A 19776-nucleotide genomic window follows, 5' to 3' on the forward strand; every position below is an offset into this window, starting at 1 on the left:
CCATGTCCATTCGGACATGGCCGTCTGCTTACCATGAGGGGGTGACTGCGCAGCTGAGCTCGATGGAAGCCGCCCGACTGGCCGTGGAGGCCTTGGTCTGGGGCGGCGTGCGCGACGTCGTCGTTGCCCCCGGATCACGGAGCGCTCCGCTGGCGTATGCGCTCGCCGAGGCGGAAAGCCGGGGCGAAGTGCGGCTGCACGTCCGGATCGACGAGCGCGGGGCGGCCTTCACCGCGCTCGGGCTGTCGCTGGGTTCGGTGCGTCCGGTCCCGGTGGTCACCACGTCCGGAACCGCCGTAGGGGAACTGCTGCCGGCGGTGATGGAAGCCAACCACGCCGGAGTGGAGCTGCTGGTGATCTCCGCCGACCGGCCGGAGGAAATGCGCGGGACCGGTGCAAACCAGACCACGGTCCAACCCGGCCTCTTCGGTATCCACGTGCGCTCCGCCGTTGACATTCCGGCCGGCGATGACCCTACGGATGCCATCCGCACCAGCCTGCTCAGAGCCAAAGGCATCCCGTTGCCTCCGGCGCTGGACGACCTTCGCGCGATGGCAGCCACGCCTTCGCCAGGACAGCACACTGCACCGGCCGACCTGGGTCCGCACCAAGGCACGGTGGGGCCGGTGCATATCAATCTGCCGTTCCGCGATCCCCTGTTCCCGGAGGCAGCGGAACCAAGCGCTGGGTCCCAGGGCGTCGTAACCCCGGAGACGAACGCGGAGGAACCCGGCTGGACTATCAACTGGCCGATAAGCCTGGCCGAACCGGCCGTGCACGTCACCGACGAACACCGCACCGTGGTGGTCGCCGGTCATGGTGCCGGAGCCATGGCTGAAGCCTTTGCCCGCGCCCACCGTCTGCCCCTGTTCGCAGAACCCTCCTCCAACGCGCGCTTCGGCCCGAACGCCATTGGCCCCTACCGAATGCTGCTGGGCCACTTCGGGGCGCAGATCGAGCGCGCTGTGGTCTTTGGCAGGCCCACGCTGTCGCGTCCAATAGCCGCGCTCCTGGCACGGGAGAACGTGCAAACCGCGTTGTTCCAGCCCGAACCGGTCGCCTGGTTCGAGCCGGGGCGCCGGCGCGAACGCGTCATCTCCGAGCCGGAGGACCTGTCTCTTTTCGCCGGTTCGGGTCCGGATGGCTGGCTGCAGTTATGGAGACGGGCAGCCTGCGCCGCCGATGTTGCCCTGATCCATCTGCTGGACGCCGAACCGGGCCTAACCGGACTGCGGGTGGGACGGTCGGTATGGCTGAATACCCGGGGCCGGCTGGTGCTGGGTTCCTCCAACCCGATCCGCGACGTGGACCTGGCCGGCACACCCATCGATATTCCCGATGCCTTTGTGTACGCCAATCGCGGGCTGGCAGGCATCGACGGCACGGTGGCCACGGCGTCGGGCATCGCACTGGGAACGAAAAGCGCAACCAGGGCGCTCATGGGAGACCTGACATTCCTGCACGACGCCGGATCGCTGTTGCTCGGACCGGGGGAGCCCGAGCCCGACCTGCAGATCGTGGTGCTCAACGATTCCGGCGGCGGGATCTTCTCGACCCTGGAACACGGGAAGGTGGGGGAACAGGCGTCCTACACGTCCGCCGTCGAGCGCCTCTTCGGCACCCCGCACCGGGCGGATCTTGCCTCGCTGGCGGCCGGGTACGGGGTCCAGCACCGGCTGGTCAAGGACGCCGACGAGCTGGACACTCTCCTGTCCGAACCGGTGGCCGGGCGGAGCGTGGTGGAAGTCCCGACCGACCGAAGCCGGCTGCGCAGCCTCCACGCAGAAGTGGCGGCCGCCATTGCGACCGCCACTGCCACACTATGAAGTTGAGCTATTGGCTTGAGCCATTGAGCTGAGCCGGGTTAGAGGACCTTCGAGAGGAACGCCTTGGTGCGTTCGTGCTGTGGGTTGCCCAAAACGTCCTCGGGCTTGCCCTGCTCCACCACCACGCCGCCGTCCATGAAGACCACGCGGTCGCCGACCTCGCGGGCGAAGCCCATTTCGTGCGTCACCACCATCATGGTCATGCCTTCGTCAGCCAGCTGGCGCATGACAGCCAGGACATCGCCCACCAGCTCCGGATCCAGTGCGGAGGTGGGCTCGTCGAAGAGCATCATGTCCGGGTTCATGGAGAGTGCGCGAGCGATGGCCACGCGTTGCTGCTGGCCGCCGGAGAGCTGGGCAGGATAGGCGTTCTCGCGGTTGGCCAGTCCAACCTTCTCCAGGTTCTTGCGGGCAACGTCTGTAGCCTCGGTCTTGCCGCGCCGCTTCGCCCGGCGTTGGGCCAGCGTGAGGTTGTCAAGGACATTCAGGTGCGGGAACAGGTTGAACTGCTGGAACACCATGCCGATCCGGGTGCGGATCTTGTCCAGGTCCGTCTCCGGATCGGTGATATCCACGCCTTCCACCAAGATGGTGCCGCTGGTGGGCTCTTCAAGCCGGTTCACGCAGCGCAGCAGGGTGGACTTGCCCGAACCCGACGGCCCGATCACGCACACGACTTCGCCTTGTTTCACGTGGAAGTCGATGCCCTTGAGGACCTCGTTGGTGCCGAAGTTCTTGCACAGGTCTTTGACCTCGATGGCGGGCGCGTCCTGGCGCAGTGATTGTTCAGTCATGGCGTTACCGGCTTCTATTGTTGCGCTTCTCCAGCCGGGCAACCAGTTGGGTGAGCGGCAAGGTGATGATCAGGTACATGAGGGCCGCGGCAACCAGCGGAGTGGCGTTGGCGTATTGGGAGACACCGTCGCGCGCAAAGGTGGTGAGCTCGCGTTGGCCCAGGGCCATGCCGGCAATGAAGAGCAGGGAGGTGTCCTTGATCAGGATGACCAGTTCATTGGTCAGCGGTGGCGTGACGATACGGACCGCCTGCGGCAGCACCACGGAGACCATGGTCCAGCTCGGGTTCATGCCCAGCGAGCGGGCGGCCTCACGCTGGCCTGCCGGAACGGCCTCGATGCCGGCACGGATGGTCTCGGCCATGTAGGCAGCCGAGACGATGATCAGCGCGATCAGGCCTGCGCCCGCAGTGCCTCCCGGCGGACGCCACTGGAACGCGATCGGGATTGCGAAGGCGAAGCCGAAAATCACCAGCAGGGCAGGCAGACCGCGGAACAGTTCAATGTAGATGGTCGCCACCCACCGGTAGGGCGCGACCGGAGAGAGCTTCATGAGCGCCAGGAGAAGGCCAAGAAGCAGGCCGCCAATGAAAGCGATAACCGTGTAGATGACCGTGTTTTTGGCCGCGATGGTGATGATCGCCGGGAATTGCTCGCCGAAGACTTCCGGATTAAGGAAGTTCGTCTGGATGGCCTGCCAATCGGCGAGCAGGGCGACGGCGGCTACCGCGGCGATGAAGATGGCGTAGAGGACCCCGCGGAAAAGTCGGCGGCGGGTCGAAGGTTTCACTGGTGATGCCTTCCAGCTGTGAGTCGGCGGCCCCCGTTTCCGGCATTGGAGCACGGGAACGGGGGCCGGAGGGCGTACTACTCGGTGAAGTACTTGTCGTAGATTTCCTTGTACTTGCCGTTGTCGCGCAGCGTCGAAAGGGCATCATTGACGGCCGAGACCAGAGCCTCGGAGCCTTCCTTCTTCGCCGCGAAACCATAGGTCTCGTCGGTCTTGTACTCCTGCACCAGAGTGAACTTGCCGTCCTTGGCGTGGCCGATGTTCACCGGCAGATCCTGCAGCAGGGCGTCTACCTGTCCGGCCTGGATGGCCTGGTACATCTCCGCATCGGACGGGAAAGCGATGACCTCGGCGTCGGACGGCGCGTTCTCCCGGGTGTAGGTCTCGCCAGTGGTGCCCTGCTGGACCCCTACCTTTTTGCCGGAGAGGTCTCCAATGGCCTTGATGTCCGAGCCCTCCGGGACCAGCAGCGACTGGAGCGAGTCGTAGTACGGGTCGGAGAAGGCGAGGTTCTTCTTGCGGTCCTCGGTGATGGTCATCGCGCTGGCACCGAGGTCGCACTGGCCGGCAGCCAGGGTGACGCCCGACTGCAGGGCATCAAACCCGACGTCCTGAACCGACAGCTTCAGGCCCATCTCGGACGATATCTCCTTGACCAAGTCCATGTCGAAGCCGGTGTACTCACCGTTCTTTTCGAACTCGAACGGCGGGTAGGGGATGTCTGAGCAGACGGTCAGCGTGCCGGCCTGGACCAGGTTCAGCTCGCTGCCGGCGCCGCTGGCGCTGCCGGTGCCGCCGCTACCGCCGGCGTTGTCTGAACCGCCGCAGGCGGTCAAAGCGAATGCCGCGACGGCCAGGAGGGAGAGCCCCTGGACCGCCTTGGATGCCTTCTTGCGCATAGTTACTACCTTTGTCTCGTTGGAAATCCGGCTTAAGTGTAACGGGAACACATCCGGCACAGGTGATATGCACCACAGGCTACATTGATTGCCTATTGGGAAACAGCAATTCTGCCGGATTGTCGGTGAATAGTTATCAGCGTCGCAGGCCCAGCGCTTCGATCATCGGCCGGAACTTCGCCCAGGTTTCTGCCAGTTCGGCCTGCGGGTCGGAGCCATCCACGACGCCGCATCCGGCATAAAGCCGGACCTGCTGCGGGCTTTCGACGACGGCGCCGCGCAGCGCGATTCCCCATTCGCCGTTGCCCGCGCCGTCGGTCCAGCCCACCGGACCGGCATAGGGCCCGCGATCCATCTGTTCCAGTTCGCGGATCAGCGCTCCGGCAACCTCGGTGGGGGTCCCGCAGACGGCTGCCGTGGGGTGCACGGCTTCGGCCAGCTCCAACGACGACGGCGGCTGCCCGGCATCCTGTGCCAGTTCGGCCGAGACATCCGAGGCCAGGTGCCACACATTGGGCAGTTCCAGCACGAACGGCTCGCTGTGCGAGGTCATGGCGGTGGTAAACGGTTCCAGCTTGCGGGTGAGCGAGTCGATCGCGATTTGGTGCTCGTGCCGTTGCTTTTCCGAGCCCGCCAGCACCCGCTGGGCGTAGTCGGTGTCCGATTCGCCGGAATGGTTCTGCGTCTGTGAGCGGTCCAGGGTGCCAGCCAGCACGCGGGCTCGGGCCACGTTGTTTTCCACTTTGATCAGCATTTCCGGAGTGGAACCGATGAGTCCGTCCACGGAATAGGTCCAGCAATCCGTGTACCGTGCGGCCAGTTCGCGCAGCACCTGCGCGGTGGCTATGGGGGTGGCCAGGTGCGCCACCACGTCGCGGGCTACCACGAGTTTGCTCAAGTGCCCGGCCTGGATCCGCTCAACACCCGCGGCCACGGCATCCATGTAGGCCTGCTCGGACACCTGTCCCGGCACCAACGAGTCGGCCGGATCCGGACTGCGTTCGGCCGAGATCTCCTCCATCCACGCTGCCAACGCAGCCTCGGCTGTGGCGGCACTGAGGTGGGCCTCGGCGTCGTACGTGAGATAGGTGAGCCAAGCGCGGTCCCCATCCAGACCCACCAGCACCTCCGGCACCACCAGCCGGGAACTGTGGGCCGAGGTGTACGAGAACGCAAAGGAGCCGAAGGCGACCGGTCCGGTGCCCGGTCCACCCACCTGATTGTCAATGTCCGCGGCAGCCTGGATCCCGCGCCACCACGCAGCGGCCTGCTGGAAGCGGTCAGGCCCGCTGGCAATGAACCGCGCAACCTCGCCGAAGCCGGCCACACCGCCCTCGCGGCGCACCCAGCAGAGCACGTCGTCGCGCACCAGATACTCCAACATTCCCTGCGTGTCGGGGACTGCGGGCCACTCAACCGTGATGCCGCGCAGGGTGCCGGTGGGCGATTGGTCCGCTGCCTCGGGGGCCGTGTCGACGGCAGCGGCGGCCGGCCGGGTTCCGGGCAGGCCGGATGAGGGGGAGAGCGCGGAGGTCATGGACATTAAGCCTACTCTGCCCCGCGGGGAACACTGGCCGCGCGGGGAACACCGGCCGTTCGCGAATCTGGCCGCGCGGGCAACTCCTGGCCTTCGCGAATCCGGCCGCGCGGAAAACACCGTCCGCGCACGCCCGGGTTCGCGGGCGGGCGCCGGTCTTTGAGACAATGAAGCGGTGAATCGTGCATCGCTGGAGAAGCGCCCGGATGAAGTAGCTGCCATGTTCGATGACGTGGCGCCAAAATACGACCTGGTCAACGATGTGCTGTCGATGGGGCAGACCCGCCGGTGGCGCCGGATCGTGGTGGATGCGGTGGACGCCGAGCGTGGCCAGAAGGTCTTGGACCTGGCTGCCGGAACCGGCACCTCCAGCGAGCCATATGCCGACGCCGGCATCCACGTAGTGGCGTGCGATTTCTCGCTGGGCATGCTGCGGGTGGGCAAGCGCCGCCGCCCGGACATTGATTTTGTGGCCGGTGACGCCACCAGCCTGCCCTTCGCGGACAACTCCTTCGACGCGGTGACCATTTCCTTTGGCCTGCGCAATGTGAGCGATCCGAAGCTGGCGCTGCGCGAGATGCTGCGCGTTACCAAGCCCGGCGGCCGGATGGTGATCGCCGAGTTCTCGCAGCCGACCTTCGCGCCGTGGCGGACTGTGTACACCGAGTACCTGATGCGCGCGCTGCCGGCTATCGCGTCCAAGATTTCGTCCAATCCGGACTCCTACGTCTACCTGGCCGAGTCCATCCGCGCCTGGCCCAACCAGGACCAGTTGGCCGAGTGGATTACCGGCGAAGGCTGGCACGGCGTGGCCTACCGCAACCTCACCGGAGGCATTGTCGCCGTGCACCGGGCCACGAAGCCTGGCCGCCCGGATGCCGCCAACACCGGGGCGCAGGCTGCGCTGAAGCGCCAGAGCAGCCGGCGCACCCTGTAGCCATGTCAGTTCTGATAGTTGGGGCCGGTCCGGCCGGAGCAACCGCCGCGTACTACCTGGCCACGGCTGGCGTCGACGTGACGGTGCTGGAAAAGACCGCGTTCCCGCGCGAAAAGGTCTGCGGCGACGGCCTAACGCCGCGCGCGGTGCGCGAGGTGCAGATCCTGGGCCTGCCACACGAGGAAGCAGCCGGATGGCGCCGGAACCGTGGGCTGCGGCTGATCGCCGGCGGCCGGCAGCTTGAGCTGCCCTGGCCCGAGCTGAGTGACTTCCCGGACTACGGCCTGATCCGCACCCGGCTCGGCTTTGACGAGGCACTCGCCCGGCATGCCGAGTCGGCCGGCGCCGTGGTGCTGGAACGCCATTCTGTCTCCACCGCTCTGAGGGACGACGCCGGACGGGTCATCGGCGTGCGCGCCAACCTGCTGGACGAGCGCGGCCGTAAGACCGGCGAGACCAAGGACTTCTTCGCCGACGTGGTGCTCGCTGCCGACGGCAACTCCACCCGCACCGCGCTGAGCCTGGGCATCGAGAAGCGCGACGACCGGCCGCTGGGCGTGGCTGTGCGCACCTACTTTAACTCGCCCCGGCACGACGACGAATGGATGGAAGGCTGGCTGGAACTGCCCGACGCCGCCGGGAATCCGCTGCCCGGCTATGGCTGGGTGTTCGGTGTGGGAGACGGCACCTCCAATGTGGGCCTGGGCATCCTGAACTCGTCCAAGTCCTTCGGCAAGCTGGACTACAAGCAAGTGCTCCGCGAATGGACCGCCGGAATGCCCGCGGACTGGGGCTTCACCGAGGAGAACCAGGTCGGCGAGATCCGCGGCGCAGCCCTGCCGATGGGCTTCAACCGCACGCCGCATTACAGTCCCGGACTGCTCCTCCTGGGCGACGCCGGCGGGATGGTCAGCCCCTTTAACGGCGAGGGCATCTCCTACGCGATGGAGTCCGCCCGCTACGCCGCAGAGCTGATTGCCGACGCCCATGCCCGCTTGTCCGGGGCCGGCGGCCAGTTGCTCAGCCGGTCCGGCTTCGACGCAGCGCTGTCCACTTACCCAGGCATCATCCGCGGCCACTGGGGCAGCCACTTCACCTTGGGCCGGATCTTCGCCCAGCTGATCGGCAAACCCGCGATCATGAAACTGGCGCTCCGCACCGGGATGCCGGTCCCGCCGCTGATGCGCTTTGTGGTGCGGATGCTGGCCAACCTGACCGACTCAGGCGGCAAGGGATTTGAGGATAGAGTTATTCATCTGCTGGAGCAGCTCACGCCGCCGGCATCCAACCAGGCTGGCGGCAACAAGCCGGCCAGCCACACCGCCCCGACGATTAGTTAGTGTTGAACCGTGACTGACGCTAAACCGAGTTGGACTCCAGCCGGCCAGAACCCGCCGGAGTCGCCGGAGCTGGATACAGCAACCGCCGCCCTTGCCACCAGCCTGAACTTGCCGGCCGGGTTCGACCCGGTGGCCCAAGACGCCGTGCTCGGTCCCGAGGTCTCCACCGCACTGGCCCGGGTGGAGAAGCAGCTGCGTGCAGCCATAGCGCATTCCGATCCGTTCGCCGATGCCACCAGCCGCCATCTGGTGGAAGCCGGCGGTAAGCGGATCCGCCCGCTGCTGACCATCCTCGCCTCGCAGCTGGGCAACGGTTCGGTCCCCGACGTGGTGCAGGCCGCCGTCGTGGTTGAACTGACGCACCTAGCCACGCTCTACCACGACGACGTGATGGACTCCGCACCGTACCGACGCGGTGCTCCGACCGCGCACGAAGTGTGGGGCAACCAAGTGGCTATCCTGGCCGGCGACCTGATCTTCGCCCGCGCCTCGCTGCTGGTCTCCCAGCTCGGTCCGGAGGCCGTGGGCATCCAGGCCCGGACCTTCGAACGGCTCTGCCTGGGCCAACTGCACGAAACTGTCGGACCGCGCGACGACGAGGACCCGGTGGAGCACTACTTGTCCGTGATCGCGGACAAGACCGCCTCGCTGATCGCCACCTCCGGCCAGCTGGGCGCCATGTTCTCGGGCGCCGGCGAGCAGGCGGTCAACGTGATGCTGGAATACGGCGAGAAAGTGGGCGTTGCCTTCCAGTTGGCGGACGACGTCATCGACGTGACCGGACTCAAGGCCAAGTCAGGCAAGACCCCGGGAACCGACCTGCGCGAGGGCGTACCCACGCTGCCGGTGCTCCTGCTGCGCAAGGCCGCGGCCGACGGCGATGCTTCCGCCGCCTCCGTGCTGGCACTGGTGGAGGCAGACCTGACCTCCGACGAAGCCCTGGCCGAGGCCGTCATCGCACTGCGCGGACACCCGGTCACCGCGAAGGCCTGGTCCATCGCCGGCGAATGGGCCGACGCCGCCAAGGCGGCCCTGGACCCGCTGCCGGAGAGCACAGTGAAGTTCGCGCTCACGGCCTTCGCCGAAGCCGTCGTGGACCGCGAGGTCTAGTCGGTGCAGCGCGCACTGACCTGCCGGTGAGTGAGCCGTCGAGCCGATGAGCGTAGAACAGGCGCTGTTGTCCTTTGCCCTGGTGGCCGGTCTGCTGACCCTGGTGCCAGGAATGGACACTGCGCTGGTGCTCCGTTCGGCGGTCAGCCAAGGCCGGGGCAAGGCCTACGCCACCGCGCTGGGCATCAATGCCGGAGCATTGGTCTGGGGGATAGCCGCAGCAGTCGGGGCATCCGCCCTGCTGGCCGCCTCGGAAACAGCGTTCACTGTGCTGAAGACCGCCGGCGCCGCCTACATGATCTGGCTTGGCGGCCGGATGCTGTGGAACTCGTTCCGGAAACCGGCCGGACACCTGCCCGGCGCGGCAGAGCCGGAGACTTCGGCGTCGTATGCCAAAGCCTGGTTCACCGGTGTGGGAACCAACCTGCTGAACCCGAAGGTCGGGGTGTTCTACATGGCGATGATCCCGCAGTTCATTCCGCCGGATGTCTCGCCGGTCTTGATGGGCACCGCGCTGGCCCTGGTGCACAACCTGGAGGGCCTGGTGTTCTTCTCGGCCATCATCTGGGGCACGCATGTTGCCCGGAAATGGCTCCGCACTCCGGCAGTGGTGCGTGCGATCGACCGGTCCACCGGCACGGTCCTGGTCGGCTTTGGCGTGGCTCTGGTGGCAGAAGCCCGTTAGCTAGTCTTCTTCCTCGTCCCCGAAGACCCAATCGAACATGTCGAAGACGAACTCGCTGAAGGTGGCTTCCTCGCTCTTCCAACGCGGCTGCGGGCCGTTCGTGCGGATCCAGACGATGGGGTCCGGCACGTCCAGGTGCTCGGACTTGAAACCCCAGTTCGCTTCTTCGTCCATCTCGTCCAGGAACAGCAGGTAGCCGTCCTCGATCTCAAGCTCGTCCGGGTCGAAGAAGAAATCGTGAGCTTCCATCAAGTCCTCGCAGCCGCCGAGCGCGTGGTAGAACTCCACCAGCGCCTGCGGGACCTGGAACTTGTGCTCGCCCAGCAGCCCCTCCAGTTCGTCATAGGAGATGCCGTCGTCTTCGGTCCACGTCCGGTCCAGGTACTTGGGCACGAGCGCACGGAACTTGTCCACGAACATTTCAGGCATGGTTTCTCCCAGGAACGGTTGGTAGGCGGGCTTGAAGACCATCCTATGGGGCCGCACCGGCTGGCTCGAACCGATGACGACGGCGGCGCGTCAGTCCCGGCGGCGGGTGGCTAGGCCGGGGTAGTCGATCACGATGCCGTCCGAGTCCACCTCAATCTCGGCACTGAAGTCGCCGGAACTGTAGGTGACAGCGGCCGTGCCGCTGCCGTCGTCGTACGCGCGGGAGCCGCTGTAGATCTGTTGCCGGCCGAGGACCCGCAGGCTCGGCATCTCCACCCACGCCACTGTCAGCTCCGCGGCGGATTCGGCGTCGTGGACCAGGCCCAGCCGCAGGATCGGCATGGTGTTGGTGGCCGGGCACAGGCCCAGATCGCAGTCCACCGCCCCCGTCAGTGAGACAGGGTCGACGATGCCCGGTTCCGGCAAGTCGATGTCCCCGGCGACCTTCGTTGCCGCGCTCCAGCTCCCGTCAGTGGCGCGGTCCAACACCAGATACCTGCTCCAGCCCCGGCCGTGGACGGAGACCGTGAGGTTCTCGGTGAACCAATTGCCGGTGGTGGTCAGGGACCAGCTCGCGGCGTAATCGGCAGTGCGCGAGGCACCGTGGGCGCTGAGCCGCTCGGGTTCCAGATTGATGGTGGCGGTGTCGGCGCGCTGCGGATCGTCGGCTCCCAGCCAGGTCACCGTGCGGCTCTCGTGCGTCTCGTGTCCCATGACCCCCAGCCTTGTGCCTGTGCCCAGTTATGACAAGGGTTCGGAGCGGCCGCCCGGGCTAGCCTTGCGACCCCGAGTCGGAGCCCAGCCGCCGCACCGCCAGGGCCAGCCACAGGTGCACCCGGTCCGCGGTGAGGGCCGGGTCGTAGCCGGTCAGCTCCACGATCTGGGACAGCCGGTAGCGTACGGAGTTCCGGTGCAGTCCCAGCTCCTCCGCGACGGCGGCTACCGATCCGTTCAGCTCCAGATACGTCTGCAGGGTGGGCAGCAGGGCGGCATAATGCGCGGCGTCGAAGTCGGCCAGCGGGTCCAGCGCCTCGGCCGCCAGATCGCTCAGCGGCACGTCTTCGGAGGCCAGCAGAAGGGAGGTCAGCGACAGCCGCTGCGGCACGTTCAGCCGCCCGCTGCGGCCGACGGCTTCCTTGGCCTCGAAGTAGCTCCAGCGCAGGCCGTTCGCCTGGGCATAACTGCCACCCACGCCCACCGTCGCGGTCAGCCCCGCGCGCTGCAGGTAACTGCTCAGTTCCTCGCCCAGCGATTCACCCGATTCGGCGCCCTGCACCACCAGCACCAGCCGCTCGTCCACGAGGCCGGTCACCACGCCGTCGAACGCGGCGGGCAGCGGCAAGGTGGGCAGCGCGCGGCGCTGGGCTCCGGCCACCTGCACCATGACCACCACTTGGCGCCGTCCGGCGTCGATCCCCACGTTGCTCAGCCGCAGCGACGCGTCCCCGCCCTGCAGCACGCCGCCCACCACATCAAGCAGCACCTGGCCCACCGCGCGGCGGTCGGCCGCGCGGCGGTGAGCCTGGTTGCTCAGCTCCAGGCTGATCAGGCTTTGCGCGTAGTCCACTATGGCGTTGCGCTCGTACGGCTCGGCTAGCGCCAGCGTGCAGCGGTCCTTCAGGCCGGTGGCGATCGGGACCTCGTGCCAACCGGTGCGCCCGCTGCCGGTTCCGTACAGGCGGGAGCCGTACTGGGAAAGCACGACGTCGGTGCCCACCATCGCGGCGAGCTTGCGCAGCAGCGCGGGGAGGCCGCCACCGCCCAGCAGCGAGGCCGCCAGCGCCTGGTGGTCCTTGAGCAGGTGCTCCAGCCGGTTGTAGTGGTCGGCGGACATCGCATCGGCCACCATCTTGCTGATCGCCACGAACGGGGTCTCGTAGGGCACTTCAAAGACCGGCAGCTCAAGCTCATTGGCTGCTGCCAGCACGCCCGGCGGGACCCTGCGGTGGGTGAGCCCCAGCGCGAAGCCCATGCCCACCGCGCCGGCCTGGTGGACGCGCGCCACGAACCTGCGCTGCGCGGCCGCCGTCTTTTGCCGCAGGCCGGTGGTCAGGACCACTTCGCCTCCGCTCAGGAAGGGCAACGGATCCTCCAGCTCGGTGGAGGCCACCCAGGTAATGGGCGCGTCCGGGTCGCCCTGTGCGGTGCCCACTAGTTTCAGGTGCAGCGAAGGCGAGGCGAGAAGTTTGGCGAGAGTGACAGCCATGCTCCAACTATACGGGCCTCCGTTGTGCAGGTGCACTATGGCAGCGAGCGGCGCCCGCCTGCTTGGCCCGAAGGAGAGCCTGTCCGCCGGGAGGAATCGTCAGTCTGCAGCGGACGCGCGGATCTTCGCGGTTTCCGAGGCTGGGACAGCGCCGTTAGGATTGTCCGCGGCGTAACAGCCGTCACAGCACCGACATCCCTAATCTTTGAGGTCCAATAATGAGTACCCCTTCACCGCAGGCCGCGCCGGGCGTCAAGCCCAAGCGCGAGATGTGGTCCACCCGCAAGGTGTTCATCCTTGCGGCAATCGGCTCCGCCGTCGGCTTGGGCAACATCTGGCGCTTCCCGTATGTAGCCTACGAAAACGGCGGCGGCGCCTTCATCATCCCTTACCTGGTGGCATTGCTGACGGCCGGCATCCCGCTGCTTTTTCTCGACTACGCAGTGGGGCACCGCCACCGTGGTTCCGCCCCGCTGGCCTACCGCCGGCTGGCCCGCGGCGCCGAAGGACTGGGCTGGTGGCAGGTGGCCATCTGCTTTGTCATCTGCGTCTACTACGCGGTGATCATCGCCTGGGCCGCAATGTACATGATCTTTTCGGTCACCGAGGCGTGGGGTGATGACCCGGCGGGGTTCTTCATGGGTTCCTTCCTGCAGGTGAGTGAGGACGTGAACATCGGCTTCGATTTCGTGCCGATGGTCCTCATCCCTCTGATCATCGTCTGGTTGGTGACCTTGCTGGTGCTGGCCGCCGGCGTGCAGAAGGGGATCGGCCGGGCGAACATCATTTTTCTGCCGTTGCTGCTGATCATGTTCCTGCTCCTGGTGGTCCAGTCGCTGTTCCTGCCCGGTGCCGCTGATGGCCTGAATGCCCTGTTCACTCCGGACTGGGGCGCACTCACGAACACCACGGTATGGGCTGCGGCCTACGGCCAGATCTTCTTCTCGTTGTCCGTGGCCTTCGGCATCATGGTCACCTACGCTTCCTACCTCAAGCACAAGACGGACCTGACCGGCTCCGGCTTCGTGGTGGGCTTCGCGAACTCCGGTTTCGAGATCCTGGCCGGCATTGGCGTTTTTGCCGCGGTGGGCTTCATGGCCTTCAGTGCCGGCGCAGAGGTCGGCGATGTTGCCGCCGGAGGGATCGGCTTGGCCTTCATCGCGTTCCCGACCATCATCTCCGAGGCGCCGCTGGGCGGACTGCTGGGAGTGCTTTTCTTTGGCTCGCTGGTGTTCGCCGGCTTCACCTCGCTGATCAGTATCATTGAAGTCATCATCGCGGCGGTGCAGGACAAATTGGGCATGAGCCGGATCAAGACCACGTGGTGCGTGGGCATCCCGCTGGCGTTGATTTCCATCCTGCTGTTCCCGACCACCACCGGCCTGAACCTGCTGGATGTCACCGACGCGTTCGTCAACAACTTCGGCATCATGGCCTGTGCCTTGGTGACCGTGTTGCTTGTGACTTATGGATTCCGCAAGTTGCCGCTGCTGGGCGGACACGTCAGCGAAGTGTCCTCCATCAAGCTGGGGCTGTGGTGGCGGATCATGGTCGGCATCGTCTCGCCGATTGTGCTGGGCTACATCCTGATCAGCGAAGTGATCAAGAGGATCCAGGAAGGCTACGGCGATCCGCCGATGCCCGACTGGTTTGTCAATGTCTTTGGCTGGGGGATGGCCGGCGCCCTGGTCGTGGTGGCCTTCCTGCTCTCGCTGATTCCCTGGGGCAGGAAGTCGGCAGCCAATGATCCGGACCTGGATTCCCCTGTCTTAGAGGAGGCACAACGATGAGCACTGCAGCGATCGTGATGTTGATCATCGCCATCCTTACCGTGTGGGGAGGGCTGGCGCTGGCTTTGGTCAACCTCAACCGCCACCCTGAGGACGATGGAGCAATGCCGGTGGAGCACGCACCGGAACTCTGAACCGACTGCTGTCTCCCCGGTGGCGTCCTCCGGCCCCGTGCCGGAGGCCGCCGCCGTCGAATGCATATGGCCAATTGCACGGCGAAACGGCACATTGGCTGTGCGGCCCGCCATAGGCAGCCCTCGGGCGGAAAACGTAATCTCGCTGTAGAGCAAGGCTTCCCTTGGCCCGCGCTGTTCCACCGCTGAACGTCCTCCACCCTGGTCGGCCGCGGCTAACAAACGCGCGTGCCGGGCGTCCAGCCGCCGACGGCATCCCCCAACGTGAAAGGCACACCATGAGCACTCAGACGACCCAGTACCGGCTGGAACAGAAGCGCGACGTGTCCGCGGGTTTCCCCGGCCCCAAGTCCGCTGAACTGGCAGCACGCCGCAGCGCCGTAGTGGCCGGCGGCGTCGCCTCCAGCGTCCCGGTCTACGTGGCCGACGCCGACGGCGGCATCATCACCGATGTGGACGGCAACTCGTTCATCGACCTGGGGTCCGGCATTGCCGTCACCAGCGTCGGTGCCTCGGACCCCGCCGTCGTCGCCGCGGTGCAGGATCAGGTTGCCAAGTTCACCCACACCTGCTTCATGGTCAGCCCGTACGAGAGCTACATTGCGGTGGCCGAGAAGCTGGCCGAGCTGACACCGGGCGACCACGAGAAGCGCTCCGTGCTGTTCAACTCCGGCGCCGAAGCCGTGGAGAACGCAGTGAAGGTGGCACGCATCGCCACCGGTCGCACCGCCGTCGTCGCTTTTGACCACGCATACCACGGCCGCACCAACCTGACGATGGGGCTGACCGCTAAGGCCAACCCGTATAAGTCCAGCCCGGCCGGCAGCTTCGGACCGTTCGCCCCGGAAATCTACCGGGTGCCGATGAGCTACCCGTACCGCGAGGAAACCGGCATCGCCGGGAAAATGACAGGCGAGGACGCAGCCCGCCGCGCGATCACCATGATCGAGAAGCAGATTGGCGCCGAGAACGTGGCAGCCATCCTGATCGAGCCGATCCAGGGCGAGGGCGGCTTCATTGTCCCGGCCGAGGGCTTCTTGCCGGCGCTTGCGAAGTGGGCCAAGGAGAAGGGCGTGGTCTTCATCGCGGATGAAGTCCAGTCCGGATTCTGCCGCACCGGTTCCTGGTTCGCCTCGGAGCACGACGGCGTGGTGCCCGACATCATCACGATGGCCAAGGGCATTGCCGGCGGCATGCCGCTGTCCGCGATCACCGGCCGCGCCGAACTGATGGACGCGGTGCACCCGGGCGGACTGGGCGGCACCTACGGCGGCAACCCGGTGGCCTGTGCCGCCGCACTGGCTGCCATCGAGACGATGGAGGCCCAGGACCTGAGCGCCCGCGCCCGCCACATCGAGGAGCAGGTCATGGGCCGGCTGCGGAAGCTGGCCGAGGAAGTCGACATCATCGGCGACCTGCGCGGCCGCGGCGCCATGCTGGCGATGGAGTTCGTCAAGCCGGGCACCGGCGAGACCACCAAGGAAGCGAACGCCGAGGCCACCAAGGAAATCGCCGCCGCCTGCCTGCAGGAAGGCGTCATCATCCTCACCTGCGGCACCTACGGCAACGTGGTGCGCCTGCTCCCGCCGCTGGTTATCGGCGACGAGCTGCTGGCCGACGCACTGGACGTGCTTGAAGCAGCCATCCGCAAGGTAGCCGCCTAACTCTTCGGCGCCTCCACGCGGGGCGGCCTCCGGATCCCAACGTCCTGCGGGACGGGTGCCGGAAGCCGCCCCGTTGTCGTTCCCCGCAGCTTCAGGCATCCGCCCGGGACGTCCTGGCTCCAGCCTGTTCCCGCCGGCCCTCGCGCACTAGAGTCGGAAACACAGTCGCCTCATCGGTTGCGGATGTGCCGGCACCGTCGCATCCGCTGCTCCACCTAAACGGACAGGGGTAGTCGCATGCGCTATGTAGTGGGATACCAGCCGGACGAACGGGGAGCCGACGCGGTGGCACTGGCCGTGGCCATCGCCCGGACCCAGGGCACGGGGCTGGATATTGTTTACGTGGTAGCGGAGAACGCTCCCTACGTAGCGTTGAACCCCGAAGGCAAGCGCGTCAGCGCCAGCGAGCAGGAGGTCGTCGCTGCCCGCCGCGAGGCGTTGAAGTTGATTCCGTCCGACGTCAATGCTGACTTTAAGGTACGCGCCGCCGAATCCTTCGCAGAGGGCCTGATCGCGGCGGGGGAAGAAACGGGTGCCCGGCTGATCGTCATCGGCGCCAGTAGCAGCAGTTTGTTCAAGCGCTTCACAGTGGGCAGCGTGGCAAATGCGCTTTTGCACGCCTCGCCGATTCCGGTGGCACTCGCGCCCCGCGGTTACCAGCGGACGGAGCCGCTGACCCGATTGACCGCGTTCATCGGTGAGCGGCAGGGCGCCCAGGCCGCCCGGGACGTTGCCCTGAACGCTGCTTCCCGCCGCGGCCTGCAGTTGCGGCTGGTCTCCCTGGTATCGCTGGACACTCGTGAAGACTCCGACAGCGGCGAAGCCATCCACAGTGCGCACCTGCATGCGAATTCGGTGCTCGCACAGGCCGCCACTGAGCTTCCGCCGGGCAAGGCGACCGTTACGGTGGCGCACGGCCGCAACATCGAAGAGGCCATCGACTCGCTGGATTGGGAAGACGGCGAGCTGGTGGTGGTGGGCTCCAGCCGGCTGGCCCAGCACAACCGCCTGTTCCTCGGCTCCACCGCACACAAGGTCCTCCGCTCACTGCCGGTGCCCATGGTGGTGGTCCCGCGGGAAGTGGACGGGCTGCGGGAGTAGAAACCGGACTTCCGGCGGACTTCCGACTTTCGAAGCGCACCTGCCAAGTCCTTGCGCTCCCGGGCTAGAGTGTCAGCGTGGGGACCTTGGACAAGCCGTTCCGCTTATGGAGATGGACGGTGCCGACGTTCGCGTTGACGGCGTTGGCAGTATTCGCGTTGTGGGCCATTTTCGGCCGGCCGGAGTATTGCCCAGCGGTTTATCCAGCTCCGGCTTCCTGCGCTGCAGCCGACTCAAGCACCTACACATCGACAGGCACGCTGGCATTAACGGCGATCCTTGGCGGAATCGTGGTCGCGGGCGTGCTTCTCCGACCCCCGCGGCGAGAGCTCGCCCTGAAAGTTCTCAGTGGCGCGTTGGGTGTTGCGGCTGTTTGCTTCGTTGTCGCTGCCGCCGTTACGGCCGGCGTTTAACGCCGCCCGGCGGGTTTTCCGTCGATCGAGGATCCGCGTCGTCGAGAGCCTTCAAGAACTCCCGCCGTTCACCGTCATCCATGACCAGCTCAACCTGCTTTCCTTGCGGCGGCGCGACAAGCCGGGGCCCGCTGTGAACGGTGCCCAAGTACAGATCGTTGAGCGCGGTTCCGGAATCCGCCATCGGACGGGCTACGCCGTTCTTTCCACCACGGATCGAGCGGACCACGGTCACAACGACGGCAAGAACCATCAGGCCCAGCGTCGCGTATGCGACCCATAGTTCGCGACCGCTTAAATGCAATCCCACGAGGACCAGGATGATCCCGAACATCCAAGCAATCGTGATGCCGTCGGTCCTTCGCATTGCCCCTCCTGACGGCCGGGCCGGCCATCAGCGGCCCGCCTTGTGTCAACAGGCTACCGTTGGTGTGCAGATTCAACAGAGGGCATGGCACCCGCCGCGCCGTAGAACCGTCCCTCCTGCGCTTTCACGGCCGCCACCAAGACGAAGCTGAGGCTGACCAGCAGCGCCCAGAAACCCCACTTGCCCACGTGCACCATCTGCCAGATCTGGGCCTGGTCCGGGTACTGCCAGGCGCCCAACAGGGTGGCGGCATTCTCTGCGACCCAGAGGAAGAAGCCGATGAGGACAAACGACAGGCTCAGCGGCATGGCAAAGCTGCGGTCCTGCACAGTGAACGCGACGCGGCTGCGCCAGAGTACGACGACGAAGCCGGCAGCAACCACCCAGCGCAGGTCCGGAAGGTAGTGGTGGGTGTAGAAGTTTGCGTAGGCAGCGATGGCCAGCACCGCGGCCGGGATCCACGGGAAGCTGTTGATCCGCAGGTCGAACCGCCGGAACGCCTGGCAAATGTAGGAGCCTACGGCGGCATACATGAAGCCGGAGTACAGCGGCACTCCAGCGACCTTGGTCCATGCCTCCTCCGGGTAGGACCATGAGCCCATCTGGACCTTGAACAGTTCCAGCGCCAACCCAACCAGGTGGAAGCCGAAGATCACTGCCACCTCGCGGCCCGTTTCCAGCCGCAGCAGGTAGAACACCGCGGTGAGGGCCAACCCGTAAACCAGCAGGGCATCGTAGCGAGGAAACGGTAAAGGCACGGCGGTGCTGGCCGCGAGGCCCACGAAAATCGCGGCGGCGAAAAGGCAGCACTGCACCTGAATCCAGGCGAACCGGAGCAGTTGGAGCACGGCCGATGCGACGCGCCGGAGCGCAGGAAGCATCGGAGCAACGGCGGCCGTGCCGATGCCTGTCATTCCTCAATCCACTCAAGCAAATCGCCGGGCTGGCATTCCAACACCCGGCACATCGCATCCAGGGTGCTGAAACGCACGGCTTTGGCTCGGCCGTTCTTCAGCACTGCCACGTTGGCGGGCGTGAGCCCCACTCGCTCGGCGAACTCCCCGACGCTCATTTTTCGTTTTGCCAGCTCGACGTCGATGCGCACCACAATCGGCATCAGATCACCGCATCCATGTCGGTCCGCAGGGTGATGGCCTGACGCAGCACAGCCCGCAAGACCACCAACAACAGCCCGAGCACCGCGCCGGCAACCACAAACAAGAACAGGAGCAGCGGCATGCCCGGATCATCCGCATTGAAGCCGACGAACAGAAAGACGCCAAGGAGCAGTATCCAGGCGGCAACAACTGCCGACACAATGACGTCCACCCAGGTCAGGGATGACTTGCTGAAAATCCGGTCGTGCTTGACCAGTGTGAGCAGTTTCCACGTGCTGACGATCACCGCCTGGACGCACAGCAACTCGACGATCGAGAACACTGTCAACGGCCACTGCAGGTAGGCCAGCTGCGGAGACTCCGCTGCCATATGGGCAAACTGGCCGGGCAGCGACATCACTTGGAACAAGAGGAGAAGAGCGAACGCCACCACCAGCAGGATCCTGAGGGCGGTAACCGCCAGATTCGTCTTTTGCATCCATCGAGTATCGCTTCTTTCCTATCGAATATCAATCGATGCGGTGGGAAGTATGGCGGCTGCTCGTCTGTGCACCCGGCAAATCGGCACAATTGCATAACTATCCGATGACCGTTTCATAGGGGCGCCGTGTCCGCCATGTGACGCTGGTAACCTCC

The 19776-nt window shown here is 65.9% G+C and carries 20 protein-coding genes; 9 read left to right on the forward strand and 11 right to left on the reverse strand.

Annotated features, from left to right (window positions below; all coding sequences use genetic code 11):
• Positions 1–2: 2 nt before the first annotated feature.
• Positions 3–1826 (forward strand): 2-succinyl-5-enolpyruvyl-6-hydroxy-3-cyclohexene-1-carboxylate synthase, encoded by a 1824-nt coding sequence (gene menD / locus AC5RW2_RS11195; RefSeq protein ID WP_493962358.1) that lies wholly within the window; start codon positions 3–5, stop codon positions 1824–1826.
• 38 nt (positions 1827–1864) lie between these two features.
• Here menD and AC5RW2_RS11200 read toward each other — a convergent pair whose 3' ends face one another.
• The 4 genes from AC5RW2_RS11200 to AC5RW2_RS11215 all read right to left on the reverse strand — a co-directional run bounded on the left by AC5RW2_RS11200 (position 1865) and on the right by AC5RW2_RS11215 (position 5693).
• Entirely contained in the window at positions 1865–2620 is a 756-nt protein-coding gene (locus AC5RW2_RS11200; RefSeq protein WP_493949356.1) for an amino acid ABC transporter ATP-binding protein, read from the reverse strand.
• A 4-nt stretch (positions 2621–2624) separates the two neighbouring features.
• A complete protein-coding gene (locus tag AC5RW2_RS11205; RefSeq protein ID WP_493949357.1) occupies positions 2625–3410 on the reverse strand; it encodes an amino acid ABC transporter permease in 786 nt (261 codons plus the stop codon).
• Positions 3411–3487: 77 nt separating this feature from the next.
• Complete coding sequence (locus tag AC5RW2_RS11210) at positions 3488–4309, reverse strand: basic amino acid ABC transporter substrate-binding protein (protein ID WP_493962357.1); 822 nt, start codon at positions 4307–4309, stop codon at positions 3488–3490.
• Positions 4310–4445: 136 nt separating this feature from the next.
• Entirely contained in the window at positions 4446–5693 is a 1248-nt protein-coding gene (locus tag AC5RW2_RS11215; RefSeq protein WP_493962791.1) for an isochorismate synthase, read from the reverse strand.
• Between the two features lie 328 nt (positions 5694–6021).
• Here AC5RW2_RS11215 and AC5RW2_RS11220 point away from each other — a divergent pair, with 328 nt between their 5' ends.
• From AC5RW2_RS11220 to AC5RW2_RS11235, 4 genes are read left to right on the forward strand one after another with little or no spacing between them, the layout of a single operon-like run.
• Entirely contained in the window at positions 6022–6783 is a 762-nt protein-coding gene (locus tag AC5RW2_RS11220; RefSeq protein ID WP_493962356.1) for a demethylmenaquinone methyltransferase, read from the forward strand.
• 2 nt (positions 6784–6785) lie between these two features.
• Positions 6786–8123: a geranylgeranyl reductase family protein gene (locus AC5RW2_RS11225; RefSeq protein WP_493962355.1), complete on the forward strand. Its 1338-nt coding sequence runs from the start codon at positions 6786–6788 to the stop codon at positions 8121–8123.
• A 9-nt stretch (positions 8124–8132) separates the two neighbouring features.
• Positions 8133–9233 carry a polyprenyl synthetase family protein gene (locus AC5RW2_RS11230; protein ID WP_493962354.1) on the forward strand — a complete coding sequence of 367 codons (1101 nt, stop codon included), beginning with the start codon at positions 8133–8135 and terminating at the stop codon, positions 9231–9233.
• A gap of 46 nt (positions 9234–9279) precedes the next feature.
• A complete protein-coding gene (locus AC5RW2_RS11235) occupies positions 9280–9918 on the forward strand; it encodes a LysE family translocator (protein WP_493962353.1) in 639 nt (212 codons plus the stop codon).
• Here the strand turns inward: AC5RW2_RS11235 and AC5RW2_RS11240 are convergent, their stop codons facing one another.
• The 3 genes from AC5RW2_RS11240 to AC5RW2_RS11250 all read right to left on the reverse strand — a co-directional run bounded on the left by AC5RW2_RS11240 (position 9919) and on the right by AC5RW2_RS11250 (position 12553).
• Positions 9919–10347, reverse strand: coding sequence for a hypothetical protein (locus tag AC5RW2_RS11240; protein WP_493949363.1), 429 nt, complete (start codon positions 10345–10347; stop codon positions 9919–9921).
• A 90-nt stretch (positions 10348–10437) separates the two neighbouring features.
• On the reverse strand, positions 10438–11061 hold the full coding sequence (locus AC5RW2_RS11245) for a putative glycolipid-binding domain-containing protein (protein WP_493962352.1): 624 nt from the start codon (positions 11059–11061) through the stop codon (positions 10438–10440).
• A gap of 58 nt (positions 11062–11119) precedes the next feature.
• Complete coding sequence (locus AC5RW2_RS11250; RefSeq protein WP_493962351.1) at positions 11120–12553, reverse strand: PucR family transcriptional regulator; 1434 nt, start codon at positions 12551–12553, stop codon at positions 11120–11122.
• Positions 12554–12771: 218 nt separating this feature from the next.
• On the opposite strand from AC5RW2_RS11250, the gene AC5RW2_RS11255 reads away from it, so the two are divergent.
• From AC5RW2_RS11255 to AC5RW2_RS11270, 4 genes are all read left to right on the forward strand, one after another.
• Positions 12772–14343 carry a sodium-dependent transporter gene (locus AC5RW2_RS11255; RefSeq protein ID WP_493949366.1) on the forward strand — a complete coding sequence of 524 codons (1572 nt, stop codon included), beginning with the start codon at positions 12772–12774 and terminating at the stop codon, positions 14341–14343.
• Complete coding sequence (locus AC5RW2_RS11260) at positions 14340–14477, forward strand: methionine/alanine import family NSS transporter small subunit (protein WP_493939525.1); 138 nt, start codon at positions 14340–14342, stop codon at positions 14475–14477. Before AC5RW2_RS11255 ends, AC5RW2_RS11260 begins: the two co-directional genes overlap by 4 nt.
• A 278-nt stretch (positions 14478–14755) precedes the next feature.
• Positions 14756–16141 (forward strand): 4-aminobutyrate--2-oxoglutarate transaminase, encoded by a 1386-nt coding sequence (gabT, locus tag AC5RW2_RS11265; RefSeq protein WP_493962350.1) that lies wholly within the window; start codon positions 14756–14758, stop codon positions 16139–16141.
• Positions 16142–16378: 237 nt separating this feature from the next.
• On the forward strand, positions 16379–17242 hold the full coding sequence (locus tag AC5RW2_RS11270; RefSeq protein WP_493962349.1) for a universal stress protein: 864 nt from the start codon (positions 16379–16381) through the stop codon (positions 17240–17242).
• A gap of 396 nt (positions 17243–17638) precedes the next feature.
• Here the strand turns inward: AC5RW2_RS11270 and AC5RW2_RS11275 are convergent, their stop codons facing one another.
• From AC5RW2_RS11275 to AC5RW2_RS11290, 4 genes are read right to left on the reverse strand one after another with little or no spacing between them, the layout of a single operon-like run.
• Positions 17639–18022, reverse strand: a complete 384-nt coding sequence (locus tag AC5RW2_RS11275) for a hypothetical protein (protein WP_493962348.1) — start codon at positions 18020–18022, stop codon at positions 17639–17641.
• Between the two features lie 53 nt (positions 18023–18075).
• Positions 18076–18936: a DUF817 domain-containing protein gene (locus tag AC5RW2_RS11280; protein WP_493962347.1), complete on the reverse strand. Its 861-nt coding sequence runs from the start codon at positions 18934–18936 to the stop codon at positions 18076–18078.
• Positions 18933–19139 (reverse strand): helix-turn-helix domain-containing protein, encoded by a 207-nt coding sequence (locus AC5RW2_RS11285; protein ID WP_493939530.1) that lies wholly within the window; start codon positions 19137–19139, stop codon positions 18933–18935. The genes AC5RW2_RS11280 and AC5RW2_RS11285 overlap by 4 nt, the downstream gene beginning before the upstream one ends.
• The gene (locus AC5RW2_RS11290; RefSeq protein WP_493962346.1) at positions 19139–19618 is read right to left on the reverse strand and encodes a DUF2975 domain-containing protein; all 480 of its coding nucleotides are present in this window, start codon (positions 19616–19618) and stop codon (positions 19139–19141) included. The genes AC5RW2_RS11285 and AC5RW2_RS11290 overlap by 1 nt, the downstream gene beginning before the upstream one ends.
• Between the last annotated feature and the right edge of the window lie 158 nt (positions 19619–19776).

The sequence above is a fragment of the Arthrobacter sp. B0316-1-20 genome (assembly GCF_059091865.1).

What these genes read in the sequence shown, in the direction of transcription:
- menD (WP_493962358.1), top strand. Translation starts at nt 3, where the DNA reads ATGTCCATTCGGACATGGCCGTCTGCTTACCATGAGGGGGTGACTGCG.
- AC5RW2_RS11200 (WP_493949356.1), bottom strand. Translation starts at nt 2,620, where the DNA reads ATGACTGAACAATCACTGCGCCAGGACGCGCCCGCCATCGAGGTCAAA.
- AC5RW2_RS11210 (WP_493962357.1), bottom strand. Translation starts at nt 4,309, where the DNA reads ATGCGCAAGAAGGCATCCAAGGCGGTCCAGGGGCTCTCCCTCCTGGCC.
- AC5RW2_RS11215 (WP_493962791.1), bottom strand. Translation starts at nt 5,693, where the DNA reads ATGTTGGAGTATCTGGTGCGCGACGACGTGCTCTGCTGGGTGCGCCGC.
- AC5RW2_RS11225 (WP_493962355.1), top strand. Translation starts at nt 6,786, where the DNA reads ATGTCAGTTCTGATAGTTGGGGCCGGTCCGGCCGGAGCAACCGCCGCG.
- AC5RW2_RS11235 (WP_493962353.1), top strand. Translation starts at nt 9,280, where the DNA reads ATGAGCGTAGAACAGGCGCTGTTGTCCTTTGCCCTGGTGGCCGGTCTG.
- AC5RW2_RS11240 (WP_493949363.1), bottom strand. Translation starts at nt 10,347, where the DNA reads ATGCCTGAAATGTTCGTGGACAAGTTCCGTGCGCTCGTGCCCAAGTAC.
- AC5RW2_RS11245 (WP_493962352.1), bottom strand. Translation starts at nt 11,061, where the DNA reads ATGGGACACGAGACGCACGAGAGCCGCACGGTGACCTGGCTGGGAGCC.
- AC5RW2_RS11250 (WP_493962351.1), bottom strand. Translation starts at nt 12,553, where the DNA reads ATGGCTGTCACTCTCGCCAAACTTCTCGCCTCGCCTTCGCTGCACCTG.
- AC5RW2_RS11255 (WP_493949366.1), top strand. Translation starts at nt 12,772, where the DNA reads ATGAGTACCCCTTCACCGCAGGCCGCGCCGGGCGTCAAGCCCAAGCGC.
- AC5RW2_RS11260 (WP_493939525.1), top strand. Translation starts at nt 14,340, where the DNA reads ATGAGCACTGCAGCGATCGTGATGTTGATCATCGCCATCCTTACCGTG.
- gabT (WP_493962350.1), top strand. Translation starts at nt 14,756, where the DNA reads ATGAGCACTCAGACGACCCAGTACCGGCTGGAACAGAAGCGCGACGTG.
- AC5RW2_RS11270 (WP_493962349.1), top strand. Translation starts at nt 16,379, where the DNA reads ATGCGCTATGTAGTGGGATACCAGCCGGACGAACGGGGAGCCGACGCG.
- AC5RW2_RS11275 (WP_493962348.1), bottom strand. Translation starts at nt 18,022, where the DNA reads ATGCGAAGGACCGACGGCATCACGATTGCTTGGATGTTCGGGATCATC.
- AC5RW2_RS11280 (WP_493962347.1), bottom strand. Translation starts at nt 18,936, where the DNA reads ATGACAGGCATCGGCACGGCCGCCGTTGCTCCGATGCTTCCTGCGCTC.
- AC5RW2_RS11285 (WP_493939530.1), bottom strand. Translation starts at nt 19,139, where the DNA reads ATGCCGATTGTGGTGCGCATCGACGTCGAGCTGGCAAAACGAAAAATG.
- AC5RW2_RS11290 (WP_493962346.1), bottom strand. Translation starts at nt 19,618, where the DNA reads ATGCAAAAGACGAATCTGGCGGTTACCGCCCTCAGGATCCTGCTGGTG.